Source organism: Mycobacterium tuberculosis complex sp. N0072 (assembly GCF_030323725.1).
Taxonomy (GTDB): Bacteria; Actinomycetota; Actinomycetes; order Mycobacteriales; family Mycobacteriaceae; genus Mycobacterium; species Mycobacterium tuberculosis.
In genome coordinates this window covers 487,459-510,553 of the sequence record NZ_CP040689.1, presented here as the reverse complement: position 1 = coordinate 510,553, position 23,095 = coordinate 487,459, and the positions used below count along the sequence as shown (strand labels likewise).

The window sequence follows — 23,095 nt, the reverse complement described above, 5'->3', positions numbered from 1 at the left end:
GGGGGCCTCCCTCACAACTTGCCTGGGCGTGGCCACCCGGCCTTTGTTGGCAAAGCCCGCATTTGCGCTTGCATGACGCGAGCGCTGCGGCGCCCGAATCCCGAATGCACATCGCAAGACATGGAGAAGCCGTGAATCGTCGCCAGATGTTCATCGGAATTACTGGCCTGCTGCTGGCGGTCATTGGTCTGATGGCGCTGTGGTTTCCGGTCTACCTGGATCAATACGATGCGTATGGCATCAAGGTCACCTGTGGCAGCGGCTGGCGCTCCAACCTCACCCAGGCGCTGTACGCCGACGGCAACGACAACACTCAGGCCCTGGTCACGCGTTGTGACACCGCACTACTCGTACGTCGCGCCTGGGCGATCCCGTCCGTTGCCCTGGGGTGGTTGCTGGTCACCGGGTTTTTGGTGATGTGGGTGCACAACGATCAACATCAGGGCCAGTCCTATCCCGGATACCGGGCATAGCATGCGTCCATGTCGCCGCCCACGCCGGCACGGAACGCGGCTATCCGAGTGAAACCGGCCGGAACGCTGACACCGTCGGCGTCACTGGCGACCATGCGGTTGGTCAGCAACCCGGAAACCGCTTCGTCGAGATCACCCGCGGTAAGTACGAGTTGCTGGCCGGAGGGCAGGTCGATGGGCACGGCCATCTTGCGGTGCGCAACGCCGGTCAGGCACGCCGTCCGTAAGGCGGTCCACGGGCTCTGCATCGGCAGCCCGCGTTCGTGCTGCACCGCCAACGCGTACCGCGACATCACAATCGACAACGACGTGTCATCGCCCTGCGGCAGGCTGTGTTCCGCTGCCGAGGCCACCTTGCCCATCCTCGCCAGGGCGGGCAGGTCGACCACGATGGTGTTGGTGGCCGGACAGTAGGCGGCCGGTGGGCTGGGCTTGGCGTCTGGGCAACCGGCCGGCTGGTAGGACAGCGTGGGCGGATTCTTCGGCGAGAAGATCTTGCCCATCAACTCCATCAACGTCGAGAGGGTCTCTTCGTTGATTCCGACCTCGCCGGTCTCTGGGTTGCCGCTGGCATCGACCCGCAACGTCGTCGGCAGGTCACCGCGGCGCCGCTCGACTTCGTCCTCGTCGATCGCCGCGCACGCCGGCGTGCCGTTGATGAAGCCCAGCTGGAACGCGCTGACCCGATCCAAGGCCGACCCATGTTCGTCGTCGTTTTCCGCATCGGCTTCCATCACCGGGTCTCGGGTGGTGATGATGCCGGCGAGCACGTGGTCGAGCCCGTCCGCGGTGCTCAGCGTAAAGCGTGTCGACTTACCTTCGGCCACCCACCACAGATAGACCCCGGCGAAGCAATCCGCTTGCTGCTCGCGGACGATGGTGGGATCTTTCCTGGTAACCAAATTCGCCATCACTTGCAGAGCATGCCCGAATTCGTGTGCCAGCACACCATTGACGGACATGTCGCCGAAGTATTCTTGCGCGACCGCCATGAAGACCCCTCGATCCCAGGCAATCAAGTTGCACCGAGAGCTGAAAAAGGCGTTGACGAGCTGATAGGTGTCAATGTGGCAGACGATCGGACTACTTGGGTCGTTGGAATCGTAGGACACCAGCTTGCCGACCGGCCGGAAGGTGCCCTTCAGCGATTCGCTGTAGACCGCCATCCAGTAGTCCTCGATGTCGTTGACCGACAACAACGACAACTTGTCGATCGCTCCGTTGTTGGTGTTGATCACCGTGCCCGACGCAGCCGGTGCGTCGGGGCGGGCGCCGCTCGGACCGTTGGTCGCGGGCAGACCCCCCACCCGGAACGGGTCGTTGAGGATGGACAGCGCCCGCCCGTCGACGACGGTCGTGCAGCCGGCTATCACGACCACCGCCGCTAGACAGGCGATCGGGGTCCGCACCGACGCGGCCACCCGGCGAGGGCGAACACAGCGGACCAGAGGTCGATACCGCCCGCGACCATGCATCTCCTAACCCCGTCCCGCCCGGCATGCACCAAGGAAATCCCATTCTAGATCGGTCGGTGCGGGGTCAGTGGCGAGATCAGGCCCGGATCACGGTTTGGCAATCAGGTGGCGGGTGCGGTCCGCCATGACCGGAACCCCGTTGGGGCCGCCGAGGTCCTGCGCATACAAACCCACCGCGTACGCGACGCCAGCGCCGTTGATACCGAGCGCGGTGCGGTCGATATGGTCCAGGGTGTCTGTCTTCTGGTGATAGTTGGGATCGAAAGGCTCGTCGGCGGTGCCGCCCCAGAGCTCGGCTTGCTCGGCGGACTTCTTGACCTCAGCGCCGGAGAACAGGCCACCCGAAGGGATACCCGCCAGCGTGAAGCCGTCGTAGTCGGACCGACCGTCGAACGAGGTGTCCTGCGCGGTCTTGCCGGCCATCTTCAGATAGGCGACGAACGTGCGCTCGATACCGGCCGAGCCTTCGGGCACCACCGGCTGACCGCGGGCGTCTAGCGGCAGCGACTGGTCACCGTCGTAGGTGAAGTAACCCGGGTTCGGCGACGCCAACATGTCGAAGTTCAGATACAGCGCGATGCCTTTGAGCGCGTCGATGTCCAGCGACTCGACGTAGTTTCGTGACCCAATCAGGCCGAATTCCTCGGCGCCCCAGAAGGCGAACCGTACCGCGTTGGACACATGCGGTGAGTTCCCCAGCTGCACTGCCGTTTCCAGAACCGCAGCCACTCCCGAGCCGTTGTCGTTGATGCCGGGTCCTTCCGGAACGCTGTCCAAATGCGCACCTGCCATCACCACGTTGGCCGACGACCCCGTCTTCGTCTGCGCGATGACGTTGCGGGCCTTGAAACTTTGGGTGCTCGCCGTGAGCTTGACGGTGGTTGGCCCAGACTGTCCGCGTAGCTGGAATCCGACCGACTTGGTGACACTCACCACCGGGATCTTGACGTCGGTATTAGCCCCCAGGGTGCCGCCCATCGCCTGCTCGTCGATGTTGTCAGCAATGATCAGCGCCACCGCACCGCGCTGCGCGGCTGCGTCTTCCTTCTGGGCAAAAGGACAGACGCCGCGATCTACCAGCACCACCGCACCGGACACCGGCAGCCTGTCGTAGTCCGACGGACTGCAGCCCGGACTGTCGTCGGCGGGGGCAGCCACCAGCGGGCCCGTCACCCCGTCCGGCGGTGTGCCGAGGCTGTACTCGAGCGCCCTCGCCTCCACGGTGTTGCCGCCGAGGGTCACCACCCCTTTTTCGGCCTTGAACACGCGAGCGGAGAACTCCGGGGTTTGCACATCAAAACCGCTGTTGCGCAGTGTGTTTACCACATAGTCGACGCTGGCCTGATAGCCAGGGGTGCCCACCGCGCGAGTGCCGTCGTTGGCGTTGGCGATGTCCTGCAGTTTCGATAGGTGCGCCATCATCGCGTCGGTGCTCACCTGGTTGCGCAACGCAACGGCGAACTCTGCGGCAGCGGGGCCGTTAACAACGGGCCGCGACTGCGTAGACCACCGGATACAGCCCGTCGTCAGGAATGCGACGACCACAGCCACGGCCAGCACCGCCGGCATCATCCTGGATTTGTTCACCATCGCGCCCAGATTAGACCGCGCCTGTCGCCGCGCAGCTTTCGCATCCCACCGACCAATCAAACGAACAGAGCGTTGAATGGCCTAAACCGGAGGTTACACAGCACAAACCAAAGCACTACCAGCGACAATGCCGCTACGGAAGACTGGCGATGGTGCTGCCAACTCCGGACTCGTCGTCCCACCAGTCGGCCATAGGTCTACGCCAAGTAGGCCCACACCGATAGCACCGCCGCCGCCAATCCCACAACGTTGTAGTCGGCGGCAGCCAACAGGTCGGCGTGTATAAGGCTGCACTGTATGCGCAAGCTGCCACATCCGGGGCAATCGGACCGGTAGCGGGCCGCCCGCACCCCGTGGCTTCACCGTTTTGGTTATCGTGCCGGGCTGGAAGCCTGAGCCCAGAAGCGTTTCGGGATCCGCCCCGCGCAACGCGCCAGATATCCGGCGGTCACCGCGGCGGCCATCGCCGCGGCCATCGCCGGCGGGTCGGCGGCCCGGGTCACCGCACTGGCCAACAACACGGCATCGCAACCCAACTCCATCGCCAACGCGGCATCGCTGGCGGTACCGATGCCCGCGTCCAGCACCACGGGAACGCGGGCACCGGCGACGATCATCTCGATATTGTGCGGGTTGGCGATACCAAGGCCGGTGCCGATCGGCGAACCCAGCGGCATCACCGCTGCGCAACCGGTATCTTCTAGCCGGCGGGCCAGCACCGGGTCGTCGGTTGTGTACGGTAGGACCACAAATCCGTCGTCCACCAATTGTTCTGCAGCCCGGACTAATTCGACCGCATCAGGCCACAGGGTGCGTTCGTCGGCAATCACCTCGAGCTTGACCCAGTTGGTGTTCAGCGCCTCACGGGCCAACTGCGCTGTCAGGACCGCTTCCGCGGCGCTGCGGCACCCCGCGGTGTTGGGTAGCGGTGTGATGCCGAGCCGGTTGAGCAGGTCGAGCAGGCCGGTTCCCCCGTCGGCGTCGACCCGGCGTATCGCGACGGTGGTCAGCTCGGTACCTGAGGCGATCAGAGCCTGCTCTAGCACCGCCAGATTGGTCGCACCCCCAGTACCCATGATGAGCCGCGAGGCGAAGCTGCGGTCACCGATAACCAACTTGGACTCAGCCACCCTGCACCGCCGTCACCACCTCTAGTCGCACCGGCTTACGCAGCTCACAGATCTTGGTGGCCCAGTCCGATCGTGGTAGCACCGAAAAGTTCAACGCCACAGCGATACCCCGGTCCCCGAAGCCCAGCGAATCCAGCAGCGCGGCGATGGTGGTCTGCTCGTCGACCTCGACCTGTTGCTCGTTGACAACGACGATCATGAGGCGGCCCCAACCGAAACGAGTTCGGACACAATCTGTTCGGCAGTCCACGGCGCCAATAGGAATCCGGATCGGCCGTGACCGGCCGCGACCAGGGTCCGCGAATCCAGGCGTTGGACCAGCGGCAAGTTGTCGGGTGTCATCGGGCGCAGTCCGGCCTCACACTCGGCCAGCTCGTACTCACCCAGCGCCGGCAGCACGGTACACGCATCGTCTAGCAGGTCACGAACTCCCGATACCACCGGCGCGGTGTCGCGCCCGTGCTCGTATTGGGTGGCGCCGACGACCACCCCGTCCGAACGTGGCACCAGATAGACCTGTCGTCCACGCACACGGGCACGAATCACTCTCTGCGGCAAGGGCATACAACCTGGTCGCCATCGCAGCCGCAGCACCTCACCCTTCACCGGGCGTATCGGCAGGCCGGGCCACAAGGCCGGGGCGTCAATGCCGTTGGCGATCACCACCGTGTGCGCATCGACGTCGGACAGGCTGCTCACCTGTGAGCTCCAGCGAACTCCGAGTCGCTCGCAGTCACGGCACAGCGCGTCGAGCAGGGCGCGGTTGTCGACGGCCAGTTCGGTGGGCGCCCGAAACCCGTGCCGGATGCCTTGCGCCAGTAGGGGTTCGACGTCACGGGCAGCCGACTCCCAGATCACCGGGTGCCCCTGTGCGGACAACCAGTCCGCGACAGTGCGCAGGTCGGCGACGTCGGCCCGGTCGACGGCCACCACCAGCGACTCGTGCGCGGTGACCAGTTGCGGGCCCAGCCCGTCGAGAAAGCTGCCCTCACGCCAAAGCCGCAGGGACTGCAGGCCTAGCCGCAACAACCGTTCCTCGCCGGGCCAGCCTTCGCTGTGTGGGGCCAGCATGCCGCCGGCAACCCAGGACGCCCCCCGCTCGTCGCTGCGGTGCACCCGCACCGGCCAGCCGGCTTGGGCGGCACGGCGGGCCACCGACAGCCCGATGACACCGCCGCCGATGACAGCCAGCGACCCGGTGTGTAGGTCGGACGCCATCCTTGACCTCCCTTCGCCGGCATGATCCGGATCAGGTGTGACGGTAAGGGCAGGCGCGCCCACTCTCAGACCCCGCTCCCGGGACTCCCGTGTCTACAGGGTTCCACGCTAGCGCGCTAGCGTCACGATGTGCACGAATCCCGTCTGGCATCGGCAAGGCTGTATCTGTGCACCGACGCCCGTCGGGAACGCGGCGACTTGGCTCAGTTCGCCGAGGCCGCCCTGGCCGGCGGAGTGGACATCATCCAGTTGCGCGACAAGGGCTCACCCGGTGAGCTGCGGTTCGGCCCGCTACAGGCGCGTGACGAACTGGCCGCCTGCGAGATCCTGGCCGACGCAGCGCACCGGTACGGCGCCCTATTCGCGGTCAACGACCGCGCCGATATTGCCCGCGCGGCCGGCGCCGACGTGCTGCATCTGGGTCAACGCGACCTGCCCGTGAACGTCGCACGACAGATCCTGGCACCGGATACCCTCATCGGCCGGTCCACCCACGACCCCGACCAGGTTGCTGCGGCCGCCGCCGGCGACGCCGACTATTTCTGTGTCGGACCATGTTGGCCGACACCGACCAAGCCTGGCCGTGCGGCGCCGGGTCTGGGGCTGGTACGGGTCGCCGCCGAACTCGGCGGCGACGACAAGCCGTGGTTCGCTATCGGCGGCATCAACGCGCAACGGCTGCCGGCCGTGCTCGATGCCGGCGCTCGCCGGATCGTGGTGGTGCGGGCGATCACCTCGGCTGACGACCCACGTGCGGCGGCCGAGCAGCTCCGGTCGGCGCTTACAGCAGCGAACTGATCCGCCTACCCAGCGGCGAGGGCGCCTGATCCGCGTCGCCCGGCGTACACCAGAGGAAAACCCCGGCCTCGATCTGAATGGTGCGCGGCAGCCGCTGCCGCCGTTCGTCGCACCGGGCCAGTGGCACGGTCGCCGGAGCGGTCCGCAGTCGTTGCCAACTGGCGGCGAATCCGGGATGTAACGGCAAGTCGGCCACCTCGTTCTCGGCCACCCAGCGCAGTTCGGCGCTTTCCCGGTTGGGCACGGTGTCCAGCAACTCCCCGGCATCGGCGACAACGGTGGTGTAGGTCCAGTGCGTGTCGTCGACCCCGCACACCTCGGCGGTGACCACCGTGGCCCGCACCTCGAGTCGCTCGGCGGACAGGCCCGCCTCCTCGCTCGATTCGCGGACCGCGGTCTGTTCCGGCGTCTCGTGGCTGTCTCGAGCACCGCCCGGCAAGCCCCAGGTGCCGCCCTGATGGCTCCACAGCGCGCGGTGCTGCAGCAGCACCGCGGGGGTGCCGTCCGGCCGCGGAGCCCGAAGCAACAGACCGGCCGCACCGTAGCGGCCCCAGTACGCAACGCCGCTGTCGGACACCACCCATCCGTCACCGTCGCCCCGCACCTGTTCAGAATATGCAGGCGGGCAACTGGGCAATTGCGTATGCCTAACACCATCTGTCGGAACCTTCTCTTAGAATTCGCTTATAGAGTTTCGTTGCGTTAGCCGAAAGATGAGGTCCTAACAGACGTGACGGTTGAGCTGGCGCACCCGTCGACCGAGCCGCTGGGATCACGCTCGCCCGCCGAACCGGCACATCCCCGGCGGTGGTTCATCTCGACGACACCCGGCCGAATCATGACGATCGGCATCGTGTTGGCGGCTCTCGGCGTGGCCAGCGCCTTCGCTACCTCCACCACCATCGAACACCGGCAGCAGGTGTTGACCGCGGTGCTCGACCACACCGAGCCGCTGTCGTTCGCGGCTGGACGGCTGTACACCACGCTGTCGGTGGCTGATGCCGCGGCCGCCACCGCGTTCATAGCCCAAGCCGAGCCGGGCGGCGTTCGGCTGCGCTACGAGCAGGCCATTACCGATGCCTCGGTAGCGGTAACCCGGGCCTCGAGCGGGCTCACCGACGAATCGTTGGTGCAATTGCTGGGCCGGATCAACACCGAATTGGCCGTCTACACCGGCCTGGTCGAGATCGCCCGCGCCAACAACCGGGCGGGCAACCCGGTCGGGTCGTCATATCTGTCAGAGGCGTCGGGGCTGATGCAATCGACGATCCTGCCCGACGCGCAACGGCTCTACCAGGCGACATCAGCACGGGTAGATCGGGAAACCACCGCGTCGACCCAGATCCCGGCCCCGGTGATCCTGGTGGTCGCCACCACCGTGGTCTTCGGTGCGTTCGCACATCGCTGGCTGGCCCGGCGCACCAGGCGACGGATTAACCCCGGTCTTGTCGTGGGCGCGCTCGGTATTCTCGTCATGGTGGTGTGGGTGGGAACTGCGCTGACCATCTCTACAACGGCCAGCCGTAGCGCGAAAGATACCGCGGCTGAGTCACTCAAGACCATCACCAACCTGGCGATCACCGCCCAACAGGCACGGGCCGACGAGACACTGTCGCTGATCCGGCGCGGCGACGAAGAGGTCCGCAAGCAGGCCTTCTATCAGCGCATCGACGCCATGCAACGCCAGCTCAACGACTACATGGCCCGCCGCCACGCCGTCGACAAACCCGATCTGCAGGGCGCCGACCAGCTGTTGGTGCGCTGGCGGCAGGCCAACGACCGGATCAATTCCTACATCTCCGTCGGCAACTATCGGGCCGCCACTCAGGTGGCACTGGGTAAAGGCGAGGACGATGCTACCCCCGCATTCGACAAGCTCGACGAAGCACTGACCAAAGCCATGGGACAAAGCCGCACCCAACTGCGCCACGACATCCTCAATGCGCATCGCGGGCTGGCAGGCGCGCAGGTGGGCGGCGTGGTGCTCAGCTTAGGTGCCGCCATTGCCGTCGCGCTCGGCCTGTGGCCCCGGCTGAAAGAGTATCGGTGATGACGCGCCGGGCCCTCCTGGCGCGGGCGGCAGCCCCACTCGCGCCGCTGGCCTTGGCGATGGTGCTGGCCAGTTGCGGCCACTCGGAAACGCTGGGGGTGGAGGCGACGCCGACGCTGCCGCTGCCCACACCGGTCGGCATGGAGATCATGCCACCGCAACCCCCGCTGCCGCCGGACAGTTCGAGCCAGGACTGCGATCCCACCGCCAGCCTGCGCCCCTTTGCCACCAAGGCCGAGGCCGACGCCGCGGTGGCCGACATCCGCGCGCGCGGCAGGCTGATCGTCGGGCTCGACATCGGCAGCAACCTGTTCAGCTTCCGCGACCCGATCACCGGCGAGATCACCGGCTTCGACGTTGACATCGCCGGCGAAGTGGCACGCGACATCTTCGGTGTCCCGTCACATGTCGAGTACCGGATCCTGTCGGCCGCGGAGCGGGTCACCGCGCTGCAGAAGTCGCAGGTCGACATCGTCGTCAAGACGATGTCGATCACCTGCGAGCGGCGCAAGCTGGTCAACTTCTCCACCGTCTACCTCGACGCCAACCAACGCATCCTCGCCCCGCGTGACTCGCCGATCACAAAGGTGTCCGACCTGTCGGGCAAGCGGGTCTGTGTGGCCAGGGGCACCACATCGTTGCGCCGTATCCGGGAGATCGCACCGCCTCCCGTCATTGTGTCGGTGGTGAACTGGGCGGACTGCTTGGTGGCCTTGCAGCAGCGCGAGATCGACGCTGTCAGCACCGACGACACCATCCTGGCCGGGCTGGTAGAGGAAGACCCCTACCTGCATATCGTCGGGCCCGACATGGCCGACCAGCCCTACGGCGTCGGGATCAACCTGGACAACACCGGATTGGTCCGGTTCGTCAACGGCACGCTCGAACGCATCCGCAATGACGGCACCTGGAACACGTTGTATCGCAAGTGGCTGACGGTGCTCGGCCCAGCCCCCGCCCCGCCCACGCCGAGGTATGTGGACTGATGGCCAAAGCGTCAGAGACCGAACGTTCGGGCCCCGGCACCCAACCGGCGGACGCCCAGACCGCGACGTCCGCGACGGTTCGACCCCTGAGCACCCAGGCGGTGTTCCGCCCCGATTTCGGCGATGAGGACAACTTCCCCCATCCGACGCTCGGCCCGGACACCGAGCCGCAAGACCGGATGGCCACCACCAGCCGGGTGCGCCCGCCGGTCAGACGGCTGGGCGGCGGCCTGGTGGAAATCCCGCGGGCGCCCGATATCGATCCGCTTGAGGCCCTGATGACCAACCCGGTGGTGCCGGAGTCCAAGCGGTTCTGCTGGAACTGTGGACGTCCCGTCGGCCGGTCCGACTCGGAGACCAAGGGAGCTTCAGAGGGCTGGTGTCCCTATTGCGGCAGCCCGTATTCGTTCCTGCCGCAGCTAAATCCCGGGCACATCGTCGCCGGCCAGTACGAGGTCAAAGGCTGCATCGCGCACGGCGGACTGGGCTGGATCTACCTCGCTCTCGACCGCAATGTCAACGGCCGTCCGGTGGTGCTCAAGGGCCTGGTGCATTCCGGTGATGCCGAAGCGCAGGCAATGGCGATGGCCGAACGCCAGTTCCTGGCCGAGGTGGTGCACCCGTCGATCGTGCAGATCTTCAACTTTGTCGAGCACACCGACAGGCACGGGGATCCGGTCGGCTACATCGTGATGGAATACGTCGGCGGGCAATCGCTCAAACGCAGCAAGGGTCAGAAACTGCCCGTCGCGGAGGCCATCGCCTACCTGCTGGAGATCCTGCCGGCGCTGAGCTACCTGCATTCCATCGGCTTGGTCTACAACGACCTGAAGCCGGAAAACATCATGCTGACCGAGGAACAGCTCAAGCTGATCGACCTGGGCGCGGTATCGCGGATCAACTCGTTCGGCTACCTCTACGGGACCCCAGGCTTCCAGGCGCCCGAGATCGTGCGGACCGGTCCGACGGTGGCCACCGACATCTACACCGTGGGACGCACGCTCGCGGCGCTCACGCTGGACCTGCCCACCCGCAATGGCCGTTATGTGGATGGGCTACCCGAAGACGACCCGGTGCTGAAAACCTACGACTCTTACGGCCGGTTGCTGCGCAGGGCCATCGACCCCGATCCGCGGCAACGGTTCACCACCGCCGAAGAGATGTCCGCGCAATTGACGGGCGTGTTGCGGGAGGTGGTCGCCCAGGACACCGGGGTGCCGCGGCCAGGGCTATCAACGATCTTCAGTCCCAGTCGGTCGACATTTGGAGTGGACCTGCTGGTGGCGCACACCGACGTGTATCTGGACGGGCAGGTGCACGCGGAGAAGCTGACCGCCAACGAGATCGTGACCGCGCTGTCGGTGCCGCTGGTCGATCCGACCGACGTCGCAGCTTCGGTCCTGCAGGCCACGGTGCTCTCCCAGCCGGTGCAGACCCTAGACTCGCTGCGCGCGGCCCGCCACGGTGCGCTGGACGCCGACGGCGTCGACTTCTCCGAGTCAGTGGAGCTGCCGCTAATGGAAGTCCGCGCGCTGCTGGATCTCGGCGATGTGGCCAAGGCCACCCGAAAACTCGACGATCTGGCCGAACGCGTTGGCTGGCGATGGCGATTGGTCTGGTACCGGGCCGTCGCCGAGCTGCTCACCGGCGACTATGACTCGGCCACCAAACATTTCACCGAGGTGCTGGATACCTTTCCCGGCGAGCTGGCGCCCAAGCTCGCCCTGGCCGCCACCGCCGAACTAGCCGGCAACACCGACGAACACAAGTTCTATCAGACGGTGTGGAGCACCAACGACGGCGTGATCTCGGCGGCTTTCGGACTGGCCAGAGCCCGGTCAGCCGAAGGTGATCGGGTCGGCGCCGTGCGCACGCTCGACGAGGTACCGCCCACTTCTCGGCATTTCACCACGGCACGGCTGACCAGCGCGGTGACTCTGTTGTCCGGCCGGTCAACGAGTGAAGTCACCGAGGAACAGATCCGCGACGCCGCCCGAAGAGTGGAGGCGCTGCCCCCGACCGAACCACGCGTGCTGCAGATCCGCGCCCTGGTGCTGGGTGGCGCGCTGGACTGGCTGAAGGACAACAAGGCCAGCACCAACCACATCCTCGGTTTCCCGTTCACCAGTCACGGGCTGCGGCTGGGTGTCGAGGCGTCACTGCGCAGCCTGGCCCGGGTAGCTCCCACTCAACGGCATCGCTACACGCTGGTGGACATGGCCAACAAGGTCCGGCCCACCAGCACGTTCTAAGCCGCCCGAGTGTGAATCGCACGACGCGACACGCCGGCGGGCTGTCGTATGATTCACGCTCGGCGTCCGCCCAGCACCCTCAGGCAATCGCGGGCGATGGCCAGTTCTTCATTCGTGGGAACCACCAGCACGGCGATCGGTGAATCGTCTGACGAAATCCGCCGGGCGCCGTGCCCCGGGCCCAGGTTGCGGTCTTGGTCGAGTGCGATACCTAGCCCCTGAAGGCCAGCCAACGCGTCCCGCCGCACCGCCGCATCGTTTTCGCCGATCCCGGCGGTAAAGCTCACCACATCGGTGTGGCCCAACACCGCCAGATAGGCACCAAGGTACTTGCGCAACCGGTGGATGAACACCTCATACGCCAATTGTGCTGACCTGTCCCCGGTTTCGATCACTAGTCGTAGACGGCGAAAATCCCGCTCCCCCGCCAACCCCAACATCCCGGACCGATGGTTGAGCATCGATTCGATGTCCTCGACACCCATCCTCGCGGTGCGCCACAAGTAGCTGATGACGCCCGGGTCCAGGTCGCCACTGCGGGTGCCCATCACCAAGCCCTCAAGCGGTGTCAGGCCCATCGACGTTTCCACCGGCCGGCCGCGGGCAATCGCCGAGGCGGAGGCACCGTTACCCAGATGCAGCACAATCTGATTCAAACCGTCGAGCGGGCGGCCCAGGAAGGCGGCGGCCCGCTCGCTGACGTATTGGTGTGAAGTGCCATGAAATCCGTAGCGGCGGATATGCCATCTGTCGGCGACGTCGCGGTCGATGGCATAGGTCGCGGCCGCCGGGGGCAAGTCATGGAAAAAGGCCGTATCGAACACCGCGACGTGCGCGACATTGGCCAGCAATCTGCGTGCCACCTTGATGCCCAGTACCGCCGGCGGGTTGTGCAACGGGGCCAGCGCCGACAGCTCCTCAAGCTTGCCGATCACCGTGTCATCCAGCAGCGTCGGCTGGTGAAACTCCGTGCCGCCGTGGACCACCCGGTGTCCGACCGCCACCAGCCCGCAGGTCTGCAGGTCAATTCCGTCCTCGGCCAACATCTTGAATGCGCGATGCAGCGCCTGGGCGTGATCGGCAACCGGGGATGACCGCTCGCCGATCCGCTCGACAATCCCGGCGGCACGTGACATGCCGGCGACCGGCTCGACGAGCTGGAACTTCAGCGACGACGAGCCGGAATTGATCACCAGCACGGTGCTACTCATGGACGCCCTGCGCCTGAATCGCCGTGATGGCCACGGTGTTGACTATGTCGTCGACCAGTGCACCCCGAGATAGGTCGTTCACCGGCTTGCGTAAGCCCTGCAGCACCGGGCCGATCGCGATCGCACCCGCAGAACGCTGCACCGCTTTGTAGGTGTTGTTGCCGGTATTGAGATCGGGGAAGATCAGCACCGTCGCGCGGCCGGCCACCGGCGAATCGCGCAACTTGGTGGCCGCGACCGACGGTTCCACTGCGGCGTCGTATTGAATGGGACCCTCGACCGGCAGCTGCGGCTCCCGAGCGCGCACCAACTCCGTTGCCGCTCTGACCTTGTCGACGTCGGCACCTTTCCCCGAGTCACCGGTGGAGTAGGACAGCATGGCCACCCGGGGCTCGATGCCGAACTGTGCGGCGGTGCGTGCCGAGCAGATGGCGATATCAGCGAGCTGCTCCACCGTCGGGTTCGGGATGATCGCGCAGTCGCCGTACGCCAGTACCCGATCCGGCAGACACATCAGGAAAATGCTGGACACGGTGGATATGCCCGGAACGGTCTTGATGATCTCCAGCGCCGGACGAACGGTGTGCGCCGTGGTGTGAGCAGCACCCGATACCATGCCGTCGGCATGACAGTTGTGCACCAGCATGGTGCCGAAATATGTGGCATCGTTCATGATTTCGCGGGCATGCTCCACGGTGATTCCCTTCGCCTTACGCAACTGCGCATACTGGTCGGCGAATTGATCGTGCAGTTCGCTTGCGCATGGCTCGATTACCGTGGCGCCGTCCAGGTCCACACCGAGTTCCGCTGCCCGCAGACGGACTTTGGCTTCATCGCCCAGGATGGTCAGGTCGACGATGCCGCGCTGAAGCAGGCGGCCCGCCGATTTGAGGATGCGATCGTCGTCCCCTTCGGGAAGGACGATGCGCATGAGGTCCGAACGGGCCTGCTGCAGCAGCCGATAAGTGAACATCTGTGGTGTAGTGACCGTAGGGATGGGAATGGTCAGCTGCGCCAATAGACCGGCGACGTCCACGTGGCGGTCCATCAGCTCCAACGCGGTGTCGATCTTGCGTTGCGACGTCGCCGTTACCAGCCCGCGAGCCGACGCGGCAGCGCTGGCGGTGTCGTAGGTGCCCAACGCGGTGGCGATGACAGGTAACCGCAATCGCAGGCCGGAAACCAGGGCGGCGATTGCCGGATGCAACTGGAACCCGCCATTGAGGACGATGCATGACAATGACGGAAACCCTTCGGCCGCATGGGCGCTAGCGACGGCCAACACCACGTCCGAGCGGTCGCCGGGAGTAATCACCGCCATGCCATCGGTCAGCCGCTCCAACACATGGTCGGCGGTCATACCCGCGGCCAGCACGCCCATCACCTCACGTTCGCGCAGCGCAACATCACCGCTTACCACCGCCCCGTTCACAGCCTGCGTTAACTCGGCAACGGTCGGCGCCGACAGCAGTGGTTCCTCGGGCACTACATAGCTAGGCGGGGTGAACCTGCGCAGCGCGTCGGTCACGGCCGGTATCGCGGACAGCTCGCACCGGTTCGCCACTACCGCCGCGGTATGAGCGCGCTGGGTGTCCAGCTCGGCCAAGCAGACCTCGACGACGCTGGCGACCTGATCGGGGGTGCGGTCCTTCGCCCGAACCGTCAACAACACTGGCGCGCCGAGGTTCACCGCGATCCGGGCGTTGACCGAGAGCTCGGTGGGGCTGGTGACGTCGGTGTAGTCACTGCCGACGACCACCACCGCGTCACACTCGTCGGCCATTGCGTGATACGAATCGACAATTTCGGCGATCGCGTCGTCGCGGTCAGCATGCAGCTGCTGGTAGGTCACGCCAACACACCGCTCATAGGGCAGGCCCGCACTGGTGTGCGCGAGCAGTAGTTCCAGGATGTAGTCCCGCTCCGCAGAGAGCCGCGTAATCGGCCGGAACACACCGACTTTGGCGACCATCGCGGTCAGTCGGTGCAAAAGCCCCAGTGCAATCGTCGACTTACCCGTCTGCGATTCTGGTGCGGCGAGGTAGATCGCCGAGGAGTCAGCCAAGTCGCCGCAACCTGGGTGCCAGGTCCGACTGGAAGAGCTCCAGGAACCGGCGCTGGTCATGTCCTGGTGCGTGAAATACCAGGTGGTTCAGGCCCCATGTCACGTATTGACCTACCTTTTCGACGGCTTCGTCGGGGTCCGACGCCACGATCCAGCGCTTGGCGATCTGTTCGATTGGCAGCGCATCGGCGGCCTTCTCCATCTCGATCGGGTCGTCGATGCTGTGCTTCTGCTCAGCTGTCAACGACAGCGGCGCCCAAAACCGGGTGTTGTTCAATGCCAGCTCCGGGTCGGGGTCGTAGGAGATCTTGATTTCGATCATCTTGTCGATGCCGTCGACGGATCGGTCAGCGGCAGCGGCGCCTTCTCGTACCGCCGGCATCAGCTTCTCGGTGTAGAGCTCCTCGCCCTTGCCGGACGTACAGATGAAGCCGTCACCGGCGCGGCCGGCGTACTTGGCCACCGCCGGGCCGCCGGCGGCGATGTAGACGGGCACGCCCCCGTCGGGCACGTCGTAGATCGAGGCACCCTTGAGCCGGTAATAGTCGCCGTCAAAGTCGACGCGGTCACCGCTCCACAGCTGCCGCATTAGCCCCACCGATTCACGCAGCCGGGCGAACCGCTCCTTGAACTCCGGCCAGGCGCCCTCGTATCCGGTGGCGATTTCGTTCAGCGCCTCACCGGTGCCCACGCCAAGGAAAACACGGTTCGGGTACAGGCATCCCATGGTGGCGAAAGCCTGAGCGATGACGGCGGGGTTGTAGCGGAAGGTGGGGGTCAGCACCGAAGTGCCCAGCAGCAGCCGGTTGGTACGTTCGCCGACAGCGGTCATCCAGGACAGCGAGAACGGGGCATGGCCGCCCTGGTGGCGCCAAGGCTGAAAATGGTCGCTGACGGTCGCGCTGTCCATGCCGTGGGCTTCGGCGGCGACGGCTAGTTCGACGAGCTCGCGCGGTGCGAATTGTTCGGCCGATGCTTTGTAACCTAGCTTCAGTTCAGCCACCAGTTCTTTCTACTCCTATGCCATAAACGCGACCCGCCACGCCCGGCTTCGCCGCGCTCGCGATCGCTCCATATCCCATGGTCGCGACCCGCGGCACCCGGCTTGCCGCGCTCGCGCTCGCTCCTAGACTCGCGGGCATGGCGGAGCTTGTTCAGATCACCGACAAGGTTCACCTCGCTCGCGGCCACGCGGTCAACTGGGTGCTAGTCACCGACGACACCGGCGTGCTGCTGATCGACGCCGGCTATCCCGGCGACCGTGCGGAGGTGCTGGCCTCGCTGAACAAACTGGGCTACACACCGGGTGACGTGCGCGCCATCGTGCTCACCCACGCGCACATCGACCACCTGGGCTCGGCAATCTGGTTTGCTCGTGAGCACAGCACGCCGGTGTACTGCCACGCCGAGGAGGTAGGTCACGCCAAGCGGGAATACCGGGAGAATGCCTCGGTTTTCGATGTTGCGCTGCGCAGCTGGCGGCCCCGTGTGGCGGTCTGGGGTATTCACTTGCTTCGCCGCGGCGGCCTGACCGGCGACGGCATTCCGACCGCCCAGCCGCTGACCGCCGAAGCGGCCGCCGGGCTGCCGGGTCAACCGATGGCGATTTTCACCCCGGGACACACCAGCGGTCACTGCTCGTATGTCGTCGACGGTGTGCTGGCCAGCGGCGATGCGCTGATCACTGGTCATCCGATGTTGCGTCACCGCGGGCCACAGCTACTGCCCGCGGTGTTCAGCCACAGCCAGCAGAACAGTATCCGCAGCCTGGCTGCGCTGGCTTTGCTAGAGACCAACATCCTGGCACCTGGTCACGGCGAGCTGTGGCACGGGCCGATTCGCAAAGCTACGGATGAGGCCCTCGAACGAGCCCAGAAATCCAATCATGTATTTCGGTAGCTATTGCCTCACTCGAGGTGCTCATCATTCCGAAATGATCCCCGGGTACTTCGGCTACAGAATAGGCCGCCTCTGCAGCAGCAGTTCGCCACCGGTTGATTCGTTCTTCGCGTAAATTTTCGACGGTAGCTATTCGGTCCTTCGCCACGATGTTAAGAACCGGAGCCATTGATCTACCTGGTTCCCAGGCCTGAAAGATTGCAGCATAGGTGGCTGCCGCGGTGAGTCGGGTGGCAGTTAACCGATTCAACATTCTGGCCACTCGAATTACTTCACGGGAAAGGCCCTTCCCAGTATCGTTGGGGCTGAACCCTTCATTCATTGAAGGATTGGCGATCTGACTAGGCAGATATGTATCGATGAGTGCGACTCCGAGGGGATTCCGCTGGTGCTTGACCGACAGATGGGAGCAGAGGGCATAGGCCAACACCCCACCCGATGAATAGCCCGACAGCACAAAACGGCAGCTGCCGCCTACCACATCAATAATTGCGTTAGATACGGTTTCAACAATCATATCCGCGTTTTGCGGCAGTGCATCAGACGAATCGAACCCGGGAAGCGTAAGCGAATAAACCGAATGGCGGCCTGTCATCGCATTCGCAATATCTCGATATTCACGCTGATCCGATAGCACAGTTAGAGTTGGGATACAAATTACAACCACATCGGAGATACCATCTGCCAGCAGTGCGACGTTCTTCGATACGTTGTTCCGAACCGGTGAGCTCATGCGCTCGCGCGTATTCGACGCCAGGGCGACCATCTTCCAACCATCGGCATCCCGACCCGCATCGCAAGCTTGTAGAAAAAGATCGGTGAGCGCATCGATTCGCTCCGCCGGGTTTGCCGCTGCGGCGGCGGAGCTGCCGTGACCGTCTATTTGGGTGATCAGATACTGGGCTAGTTCGGTCGGGGTGGGGTGATCGAAGATCGCGGTGGCCGGCAGCGTTACTGCGGTGACGGCTGTTAAGCGGTTACGTAGCTCCACGGCACTCAAGGAATTAAATCCCGAATCGGCAAACGCCTGGCCAGCGTCGAGTCCGGCAGCGCCGTCGCGCCCCAGCACCGCTGCGGCATGCTCACATACCACCTCGATCGCTGCGGCGAGTTGCTCGTCGGCCGACCGACCGGCCAGCCGGGCGGCAAACCCGGAGGACGCCAAGAGTTCAGCACCACCATCGCTAGCCCCGATCTGGCCGGCGGCGGTGGGGTCGCTGACCGATGGGGCTGGTGCGAGCCAGAACTTTTGATGCTGGAAGGCATACGTCGGCAACTCCACCCGCTTGGGCCGGTACCCGGAAAACACCGAGGCCCAATCCAGGCCCATCCCCGAGACGAAGCCCTGGGCCGCCGCCGTCATCACACTGACCGGTTCGGGCCGATCTTTGCGCAGCGTGGGCACCGACACGATCTGCGCGTCGGCCAGCGATGCCTCGATCAACGACGTCAAGCCGCCACCGGGCCCGACTTCGATGAAACGACTGGCACCGGCGCAGTGGGCACTACGAACACTGTCGCCAAACCGCACCACCGCCCGGATATGCCGGGCCCAGTAATCAGCTGAGGCGAAGTCGTCGGCCACCAACTGCCCGGTCACATTGGAAATGACCGGGATCGTGGGCAAGCCCACAGACAGTTCGGCCGCAACGGCTGTGAACTCAGCGATCATCGGCTCCATCAACGCCGAGTGAAAGGCATGCGAGACCGCCAACCGGTGGACCCGACGGCCCTGGCCGCGCAGCCGATCAGCGATCGCGCTCACCGCATCGTGGGCACCAGAGATCACCACCGAAGCCGGACCATTGACCGCCGCGATGCTCACATCGTGCCCCAGCATCGGCGCTACCTCGTCTTCACGGGCCTGCACCGCAAACATGGCGCCGCCGGCGGGCAACGCCTGCATCAACCGTCCACGCGCGGCCACCAGCATCGCCGCATCCGGCAAACACAGCGCCCCGGCGACGTGCGCCGCGGCCAACTCGCCCACCGAATGACCCAGCACCAAACCCGGCCGCACCCCCCACGACATGAGCAGCCGATACAGCGCCCCCTCCACCGCAAACAGCGCCGGCTGGGCGAATTCGGTGGTATTCAACAGATCTTGGTCGTGCCCCCAGATCACATCGCGCAGCGGATACCGCAGGTGCCGGTCCAACTCGTCCACCACAGCATCGAGGGCCTCGGCGAAAACCGGGTAGGCAGCATAAAGCTCGCTACCCATACCCAGCCACTGCGAGCCCTGACCGGCAAACACAAAAGCCGTCTTGCCCGCCGGCTTGCCAACACCGCAGACCACCCCAGCCTCCGGCCGACCAGCAACCACCCCAGCCAACCCAGCCAGCAACTCATCGCGAGTCTGGCCGACCACCACCGCCCGATGATCAAACACCGACCGCGTGCTCACCAACGAATACCCCACATCAACAACATCAAGCGCCGGCCGAGCCCGCACATACCGCCCCAACCGACCCGCCTGAGCAGCCAACGCCGAAGCCGTCTTCCCCGAAATCACCCACGCCACCACCCCACCACCGGAACCGCCAACATCCGCGCGGCCCGAAACCGTGTCCGCCCCAACCGAACCAGCTTCCTCGACAATCACATGCGCATTGGTGCCGCCAAAGCCGAACGATGACACCCCAGCCCGGCGCGGCCGACCCGCCACCACCGGCCACTCCTGAAGTTCGTCTACAACTCTCAGGCCCAATTCCGTGAATGGGATAGCTGGATTTGGCTCCGTAAACCCCCCGCTCGGAAGCAGCGAGCCACGCTCAACCATCAACACCGCCTTGATCAATCCGGCGATGCCAGCCGCACCTTCCAGATGGCCGATATTCGGCTTGATGCTCCCGATCATCAGGGGCCCAGATCCCGGTCTCTTGCGACCAAAGACCATGCCTAAGGCGTGCGCCTCGATCCTATCCCCTAACGACGTTCCGGTCCCGTGGGCCTCGACGTAGCCGATTTCCAGCGGATCGACGCGAGCGCTCTTGCATGCATTTTCAAGAACACCAATTTGCGCACTAGGATTTGGCGCCATAATACCGTTGGACTTACCGTCCTGATTGACCGCTGAACCCGTCAGAATCGCTAATATCCGCCGGCCCTCAAGGCGTGCATCACTGAGGCGCTGCAGCACGATAACTCCGCATCCCTCACCGCGTACCATCCCGTCGGCGGATTTATCGAACGCGTGACAGCAGCCTGTCTGCGACAAGATGCCCGCTTCCCTAAACCCACCCCATGGTTCTGGTGAAATAAGAACATTCGTCCCACCGACAAGTGCGATATCGCAGTCCCAGGTACTGAGACTTCGACAGGCTAGATGCACGGCGACCAGGGATGACGAGCATGCCGTGTCAATGACAATGGACGGACCCTGAATATCGAGAAAGTATGAGATTCTATTGGCAATAATACTCGAAGAACCGCCGGTGTTATCCCAAATAGTAGACTTTTGCTGAGCGCTAGCTGACACAAGCCGGACGTAGTCAGTTGACGACACCCCAACGAATACGCCCGTACGTGAAAGTCTTAATGACTCAGGAATAATTCCTGCATGCTCTAACGCTTCCCAAGAGACCTCCAGTAACAACCGTTGTTGCGGATCCATTCGCAGAGCCTCGTCCGGCGGGATATCAAAAAATCTATTATCGAAACCCGCGACATCCTTTAAAAAGCCTCCGGACTCCGCGAAAGTTCCAGCATTCGTGAACCCACGATCTGGATACGCTGTTATCGCACACTTCTTCTCGGTCAGAAAGTCCCATAGCCGTTCCGGGCCGTCAATATCTCCCGGAAATCGACAGCCCACTCCGATGACCGCAACCGGCTCGTTTATGCTGCCCCGACCCTGCGTGTTCCTGTCGGCGTGTCCATGACTCTCTCTTAACGAGTCAGCACTACGCTGGTTCAACAGACTATCAATCAAATCATTAGCGCTAGGATTATCCCAAACGGCCAAATCGGGAATACAAAACCCAAATCTGTCACCGAGGTCGCCGGGAATCGCTAAGACATCAATCGATTTCAAACCTAAATCTCTAATCGGAACGTCTAGGCTGACCTCATTTGGATGACACTCGATATGCGTGGACACGTACTCTCGAAACCATTTTTGAAGCTTATCCGCAGTGACCGAACCGTCTGTCATGGGAACGTTGCTACTCGTTGCAACTTATTTGCTCCGTACTGCTTTGCGCATGCCGCCCGGCTAATCTTTCCGCTGGTGGTCTTCGGTAGCGCCCCGGGCGGTACCAGAAGAAAATCTGTTACATGCAGGCCATGTAATTTCGACAACGCCGATACGACCAGCCTTTTGATCGTCGAGAAATCCATAATAGTCACTTTATCGGGCCCATGCTCAGTCCTTACCTCGGCCGCAATGACCAAATGCTCCACCCCGTCGTCGGATACTGAAAATGCCGCGACCCGGCCACCGGTAAACTCCTTGACCGTAGTTTCGATATCATCGGGATAATGGTTTACACCGTCTTGGATAATGAGATCTTTCATACGGCCGACGATGTAGAACTCATCTCCTACTATGAATCCCAAGTCTCCCGTGCGAAGCCACGGCGACCTTGGCGTTCCCGCAGAGGCCTCCCGGATGCTGGCCTGGAACTTATCTCGATTGAGCGCGTCGTCTGCATTATGATATCCGGTAGACACATTCTTACCGTGAATCCAAATCTCGCCGATACGTCCCGGTCCGAGCTCGATATTCGAGTCCGGATCGACAATCCGAAGCAACGGTTCCTTGTCGTCGCTGTGGTAGCGTATTAAACGCGTTGCACGCTCAGTTTCGAAAGTACTTAGCTCCGCGTGGCCTCGAGCCAAGCTATCAGCATCGAACTCGGTTGACGTTGGAGGTGATCCCGCCTTCGTCGTCGCCAGGTAAACCACCGCTTCAGCCATCCCGTATGATGGCTTGACCGCTGCGGGCATCAAATTGTAGGGACGGAACCGGCGGAGGAATTTGGTTATTGTATTTGGCTGTACCTGCTCCGCGCCGTTGATTATTGTATTTACGTGGCCTAAATCCAGCCCCGCCATGTCCTCTTCGGAAGTTTTAGCGACGGCCAAATCGAATGCGAAGTTCGGCGCGGCCGAAAATGGCGCCTGGTGTTTAGCAAGCAGTTGCATCCATCTGGCAGGCTTACGGATAAATGCCTCTGGGCTCGTCAGGATAACCGGACATCCGACAAACAACGGAATAAAGAGGCCAACCATTAAACCCATGTCATGGTAAAGCGGCAACCACGAAACGACCGAGCTGGGCAACCTCGGCGCGCCGCCCTCATGGCGAAAATAGTTACGGATAATTTGGTCGACATTTTCCGTAACGTTACGCATGGATAAAACCACACCACGGGGGTTGGCCGTTGAACCCGAAGTATACTGCAAATACGAACTCCAGTCTGATAGTTGAGAATCGAGATCACAGTTATCTCCGGATGGCTCGTCCAATGTATCCAACGCTATGACCGGCGTAGTTACAGACGCCCCATGTGTAGCTATCGTGGCCCTGACCCGCGTTTCGGCTTGCGACGTCGTCAGCACGACGTCGGCGGCACAGTCGAGTACAGCCAGTCCAGTCCGCTTATCGCGTAGGCTGCCCAGCGGTTCTGGTAACGGAACCGGCGTCCATCCGGCGCACAGTGCTCCTAGAAATCCTGCAACATAGTCCAGACCTTGCGGAGCTGATATCGCTGCGGTCCTTCGTCGGTCAGCATGCCGGCCATAACTTATTAGATACGCAGACACGGCGGTGACGCGAGAATATAATTGACTCCACGTCATTCGGTCAATTTGGTCGCCGGTTTTTGTGTCGTAATCCATGAACACAAAGGCTTCGTCGCTTGGAGTCGTGGTCGCACGGTCGCGCAACGTGGATATAACAGACATTGGGAGTGGCGATCCCTTACCCGGTAACGATCCTGGCC

The 23,095-nt window shown here is 63.6% G+C and carries 18 protein-coding genes and 1 riboswitch; of the genes, 6 read left to right on the top strand and 12 right to left on the bottom strand.

What is annotated here, in order from left to right; all coding sequences use genetic code 11:
* Positions 1-131 precede the first annotated feature (131 nt).
* Positions 132-473 carry a hypothetical protein gene (locus tag FF952_RS02210; RefSeq protein ID WP_003911201.1) on the top strand — a complete coding sequence of 114 codons (342 nt, stop codon included), beginning with the start codon at positions 132-134 and terminating at the stop codon, positions 471-473.
* Here the strand turns inward: FF952_RS02210 and FF952_RS02205 are convergent.
* From FF952_RS02205 to thiO, 6 genes are all read right to left on the bottom strand, one after another.
* On the bottom strand, positions 452-1,948 hold the full coding sequence (locus tag FF952_RS02205) for a neutral zinc metallopeptidase (protein ID WP_003402135.1): 1,497 nt from the start codon (positions 1,946-1,948) through the stop codon (positions 452-454). The genes FF952_RS02210 and FF952_RS02205 overlap by 22 nt on opposite strands.
* Positions 1,949-2,035: 87 nt before the next feature.
* Complete coding sequence (locus tag FF952_RS02200; protein WP_003904398.1) at positions 2,036-3,538, bottom strand: M28 family metallopeptidase; 1,503 nt, start codon at positions 3,536-3,538, stop codon at positions 2,036-2,038.
* 197 nt (positions 3,539-3,735) lie between these two features.
* Positions 3,736-3,888 (bottom strand): DUF2752 domain-containing protein, encoded by a 153-nt coding sequence (locus FF952_RS02195; protein ID WP_003402129.1) that lies wholly within the window; start codon positions 3,886-3,888, stop codon positions 3,736-3,738.
* A 21-nt stretch (positions 3,889-3,909) separates the two neighbouring features.
* Entirely contained in the window at positions 3,910-4,668 is a 759-nt protein-coding gene (gene thiG / locus FF952_RS02190; protein ID WP_003402126.1) for a thiazole synthase, read from the bottom strand.
* Positions 4,661-4,867 carry a sulfur carrier protein ThiS gene (gene thiS, locus FF952_RS02185; protein WP_003402121.1) on the bottom strand — a complete coding sequence of 69 codons (207 nt, stop codon included), beginning with the start codon at positions 4,865-4,867 and terminating at the stop codon, positions 4,661-4,663. Before thiS ends, thiG begins: the two co-directional genes overlap by 8 nt.
* A complete protein-coding gene (thiO, locus tag FF952_RS02180; protein ID WP_003402118.1) occupies positions 4,864-5,886 on the bottom strand; it encodes a glycine oxidase ThiO in 1,023 nt (340 codons plus the stop codon). Before thiO ends, thiS begins: the two co-directional genes overlap by 4 nt.
* A riboswitch (TPP riboswitch) is annotated at positions 5,877-5,987 on the bottom strand. It overlaps the preceding gene by 10 nt.
* Positions 5,988-6,015: 28 nt before the next feature.
* Here thiO and thiE point away from each other — a divergent pair.
* Positions 6,016-6,684 (top strand): thiamine phosphate synthase, encoded by a 669-nt coding sequence (gene thiE / locus FF952_RS02175; RefSeq protein ID WP_003402115.1) that lies wholly within the window; start codon positions 6,016-6,018, stop codon positions 6,682-6,684.
* Here thiE and FF952_RS02170 read toward each other — a convergent pair.
* Complete coding sequence (locus FF952_RS02170) at positions 6,668-7,288, bottom strand: NUDIX hydrolase (protein WP_003898441.1); 621 nt, start codon at positions 7,286-7,288, stop codon at positions 6,668-6,670. The genes thiE and FF952_RS02170 overlap by 17 nt on opposite strands.
* 126 nt (positions 7,289-7,414) lie before the next feature.
* On the opposite strand from FF952_RS02170, the gene glnX reads away from it, so the two are divergent.
* From glnX to pknG, 3 genes are read left to right on the top strand one after another with little or no spacing between them, the layout of a single operon-like run.
* Positions 7,415-8,734 (top strand): protein kinase G-activating protein GlnX, encoded by a 1,320-nt coding sequence (gene glnX, locus FF952_RS02165; protein WP_003904397.1) that lies wholly within the window; start codon positions 7,415-7,417, stop codon positions 8,732-8,734.
* Positions 8,734-9,720, top strand: a complete 987-nt coding sequence (locus FF952_RS02160; protein ID WP_003900142.1) for a glutamate ABC transporter substrate-binding protein — start codon at positions 8,734-8,736, stop codon at positions 9,718-9,720. Before glnX ends, FF952_RS02160 begins: the two co-directional genes overlap by 1 nt.
* Entirely contained in the window at positions 9,720-11,972 is a 2,253-nt protein-coding gene (gene pknG, locus FF952_RS02155) for a serine/threonine protein kinase PknG (protein WP_003904396.1), read from the top strand. Before FF952_RS02160 ends, pknG begins: the two co-directional genes overlap by 1 nt.
* Positions 11,973-12,025: 53 nt before the next feature.
* On the opposite strand, the gene FF952_RS02150 is transcribed toward pknG, so the two are convergent.
* From FF952_RS02150 to fgd, 3 genes are read right to left on the bottom strand one after another with little or no spacing between them, the layout of a single operon-like run.
* Positions 12,026-13,183, bottom strand: a complete 1,158-nt coding sequence (locus FF952_RS02150) for an acetate kinase (RefSeq protein WP_003402097.1) — start codon at positions 13,181-13,183, stop codon at positions 12,026-12,028.
* Complete coding sequence (gene pta, locus FF952_RS02145; protein ID WP_003402089.1) at positions 13,176-15,248, bottom strand: phosphate acetyltransferase; 2,073 nt, start codon at positions 15,246-15,248, stop codon at positions 13,176-13,178. Before pta ends, FF952_RS02150 begins: the two co-directional genes overlap by 8 nt.
* Positions 15,241-16,251, bottom strand: a complete 1,011-nt coding sequence (fgd, locus tag FF952_RS02140; RefSeq protein WP_003898438.1) for a glucose-6-phosphate dehydrogenase (coenzyme-F420) — start codon at positions 16,249-16,251, stop codon at positions 15,241-15,243. The genes pta and fgd overlap by 8 nt, the downstream gene beginning before the upstream one ends.
* Before the next feature lie 137 nt (positions 16,252-16,388).
* Here fgd and FF952_RS02135 point away from each other — a divergent pair, with 137 nt between their 5' ends.
* A complete protein-coding gene (locus FF952_RS02135; protein ID WP_003911199.1) occupies positions 16,389-17,147 on the top strand; it encodes an MBL fold metallo-hydrolase in 759 nt (252 codons plus the stop codon).
* On the opposite strand, the gene FF952_RS02130 is transcribed toward FF952_RS02135, so the two are convergent.
* Together FF952_RS02130 and fadD30 are read right to left on the bottom strand one after the other, a co-directional pair.
* Entirely contained in the window at positions 17,095-21,303 is a 4,209-nt protein-coding gene (locus tag FF952_RS02130) for a type I polyketide synthase (RefSeq protein ID WP_015631179.1), read from the bottom strand. The two genes, FF952_RS02135 and FF952_RS02130, sit on opposite strands and share 53 nt — an antisense overlap.
* Positions 21,300-23,057, bottom strand: coding sequence for a fatty-acid--AMP ligase FAAL30/FadD30 (gene fadD30, locus FF952_RS02125; protein WP_003900139.1), 1,758 nt, complete (start codon positions 23,055-23,057; stop codon positions 21,300-21,302). The genes FF952_RS02130 and fadD30 overlap by 4 nt, the downstream gene beginning before the upstream one ends.
* Between the last annotated feature and the right edge of the window lie 38 nt (positions 23,058-23,095).

Coding starts and splice junctions, on each gene's coding strand:
- thiO (WP_003402118.1), bottom strand. CDS start 5,886: ATGGCGTCCGACCTACACACCGGGTCGCTGGCTGTCATCGGCGGCGGT.
- FF952_RS02135 (WP_003911199.1), top strand. CDS start 16,389: ATGGCGGAGCTTGTTCAGATCACCGACAAGGTTCACCTCGCTCGCGGC.
- FF952_RS02130 (WP_015631179.1), bottom strand. CDS start 21,303: ATGACAGACGGTTCGGTCACTGCGGATAAGCTTCAAAAATGGTTTCGA.
- FF952_RS02200 (WP_003904398.1), bottom strand. CDS start 3,538: ATGGTGAACAAATCCAGGATGATGCCGGCGGTGCTGGCCGTGGCTGTG.
- FF952_RS02150 (WP_003402097.1), bottom strand. CDS start 13,183: ATGAGTAGCACCGTGCTGGTGATCAATTCCGGCTCGTCGTCGCTGAAG.
- pknG (WP_003904396.1), top strand. CDS start 9,720: ATGGCCAAAGCGTCAGAGACCGAACGTTCGGGCCCCGGCACCCAACCG.
- thiS (WP_003402121.1), bottom strand. CDS start 4,867: ATGATCGTCGTTGTCAACGAGCAACAGGTCGAGGTCGACGAGCAGACC.
- FF952_RS02160 (WP_003900142.1), top strand. CDS start 8,734: ATGACGCGCCGGGCCCTCCTGGCGCGGGCGGCAGCCCCACTCGCGCCG.
- fadD30 (WP_003900139.1), bottom strand. CDS start 23,057: ATGTCTGTTATATCCACGTTGCGCGACCGTGCGACCACGACTCCAAGC.
- FF952_RS02205 (WP_003402135.1), bottom strand. CDS start 1,948: ATGCATGGTCGCGGGCGGTATCGACCTCTGGTCCGCTGTGTTCGCCCT.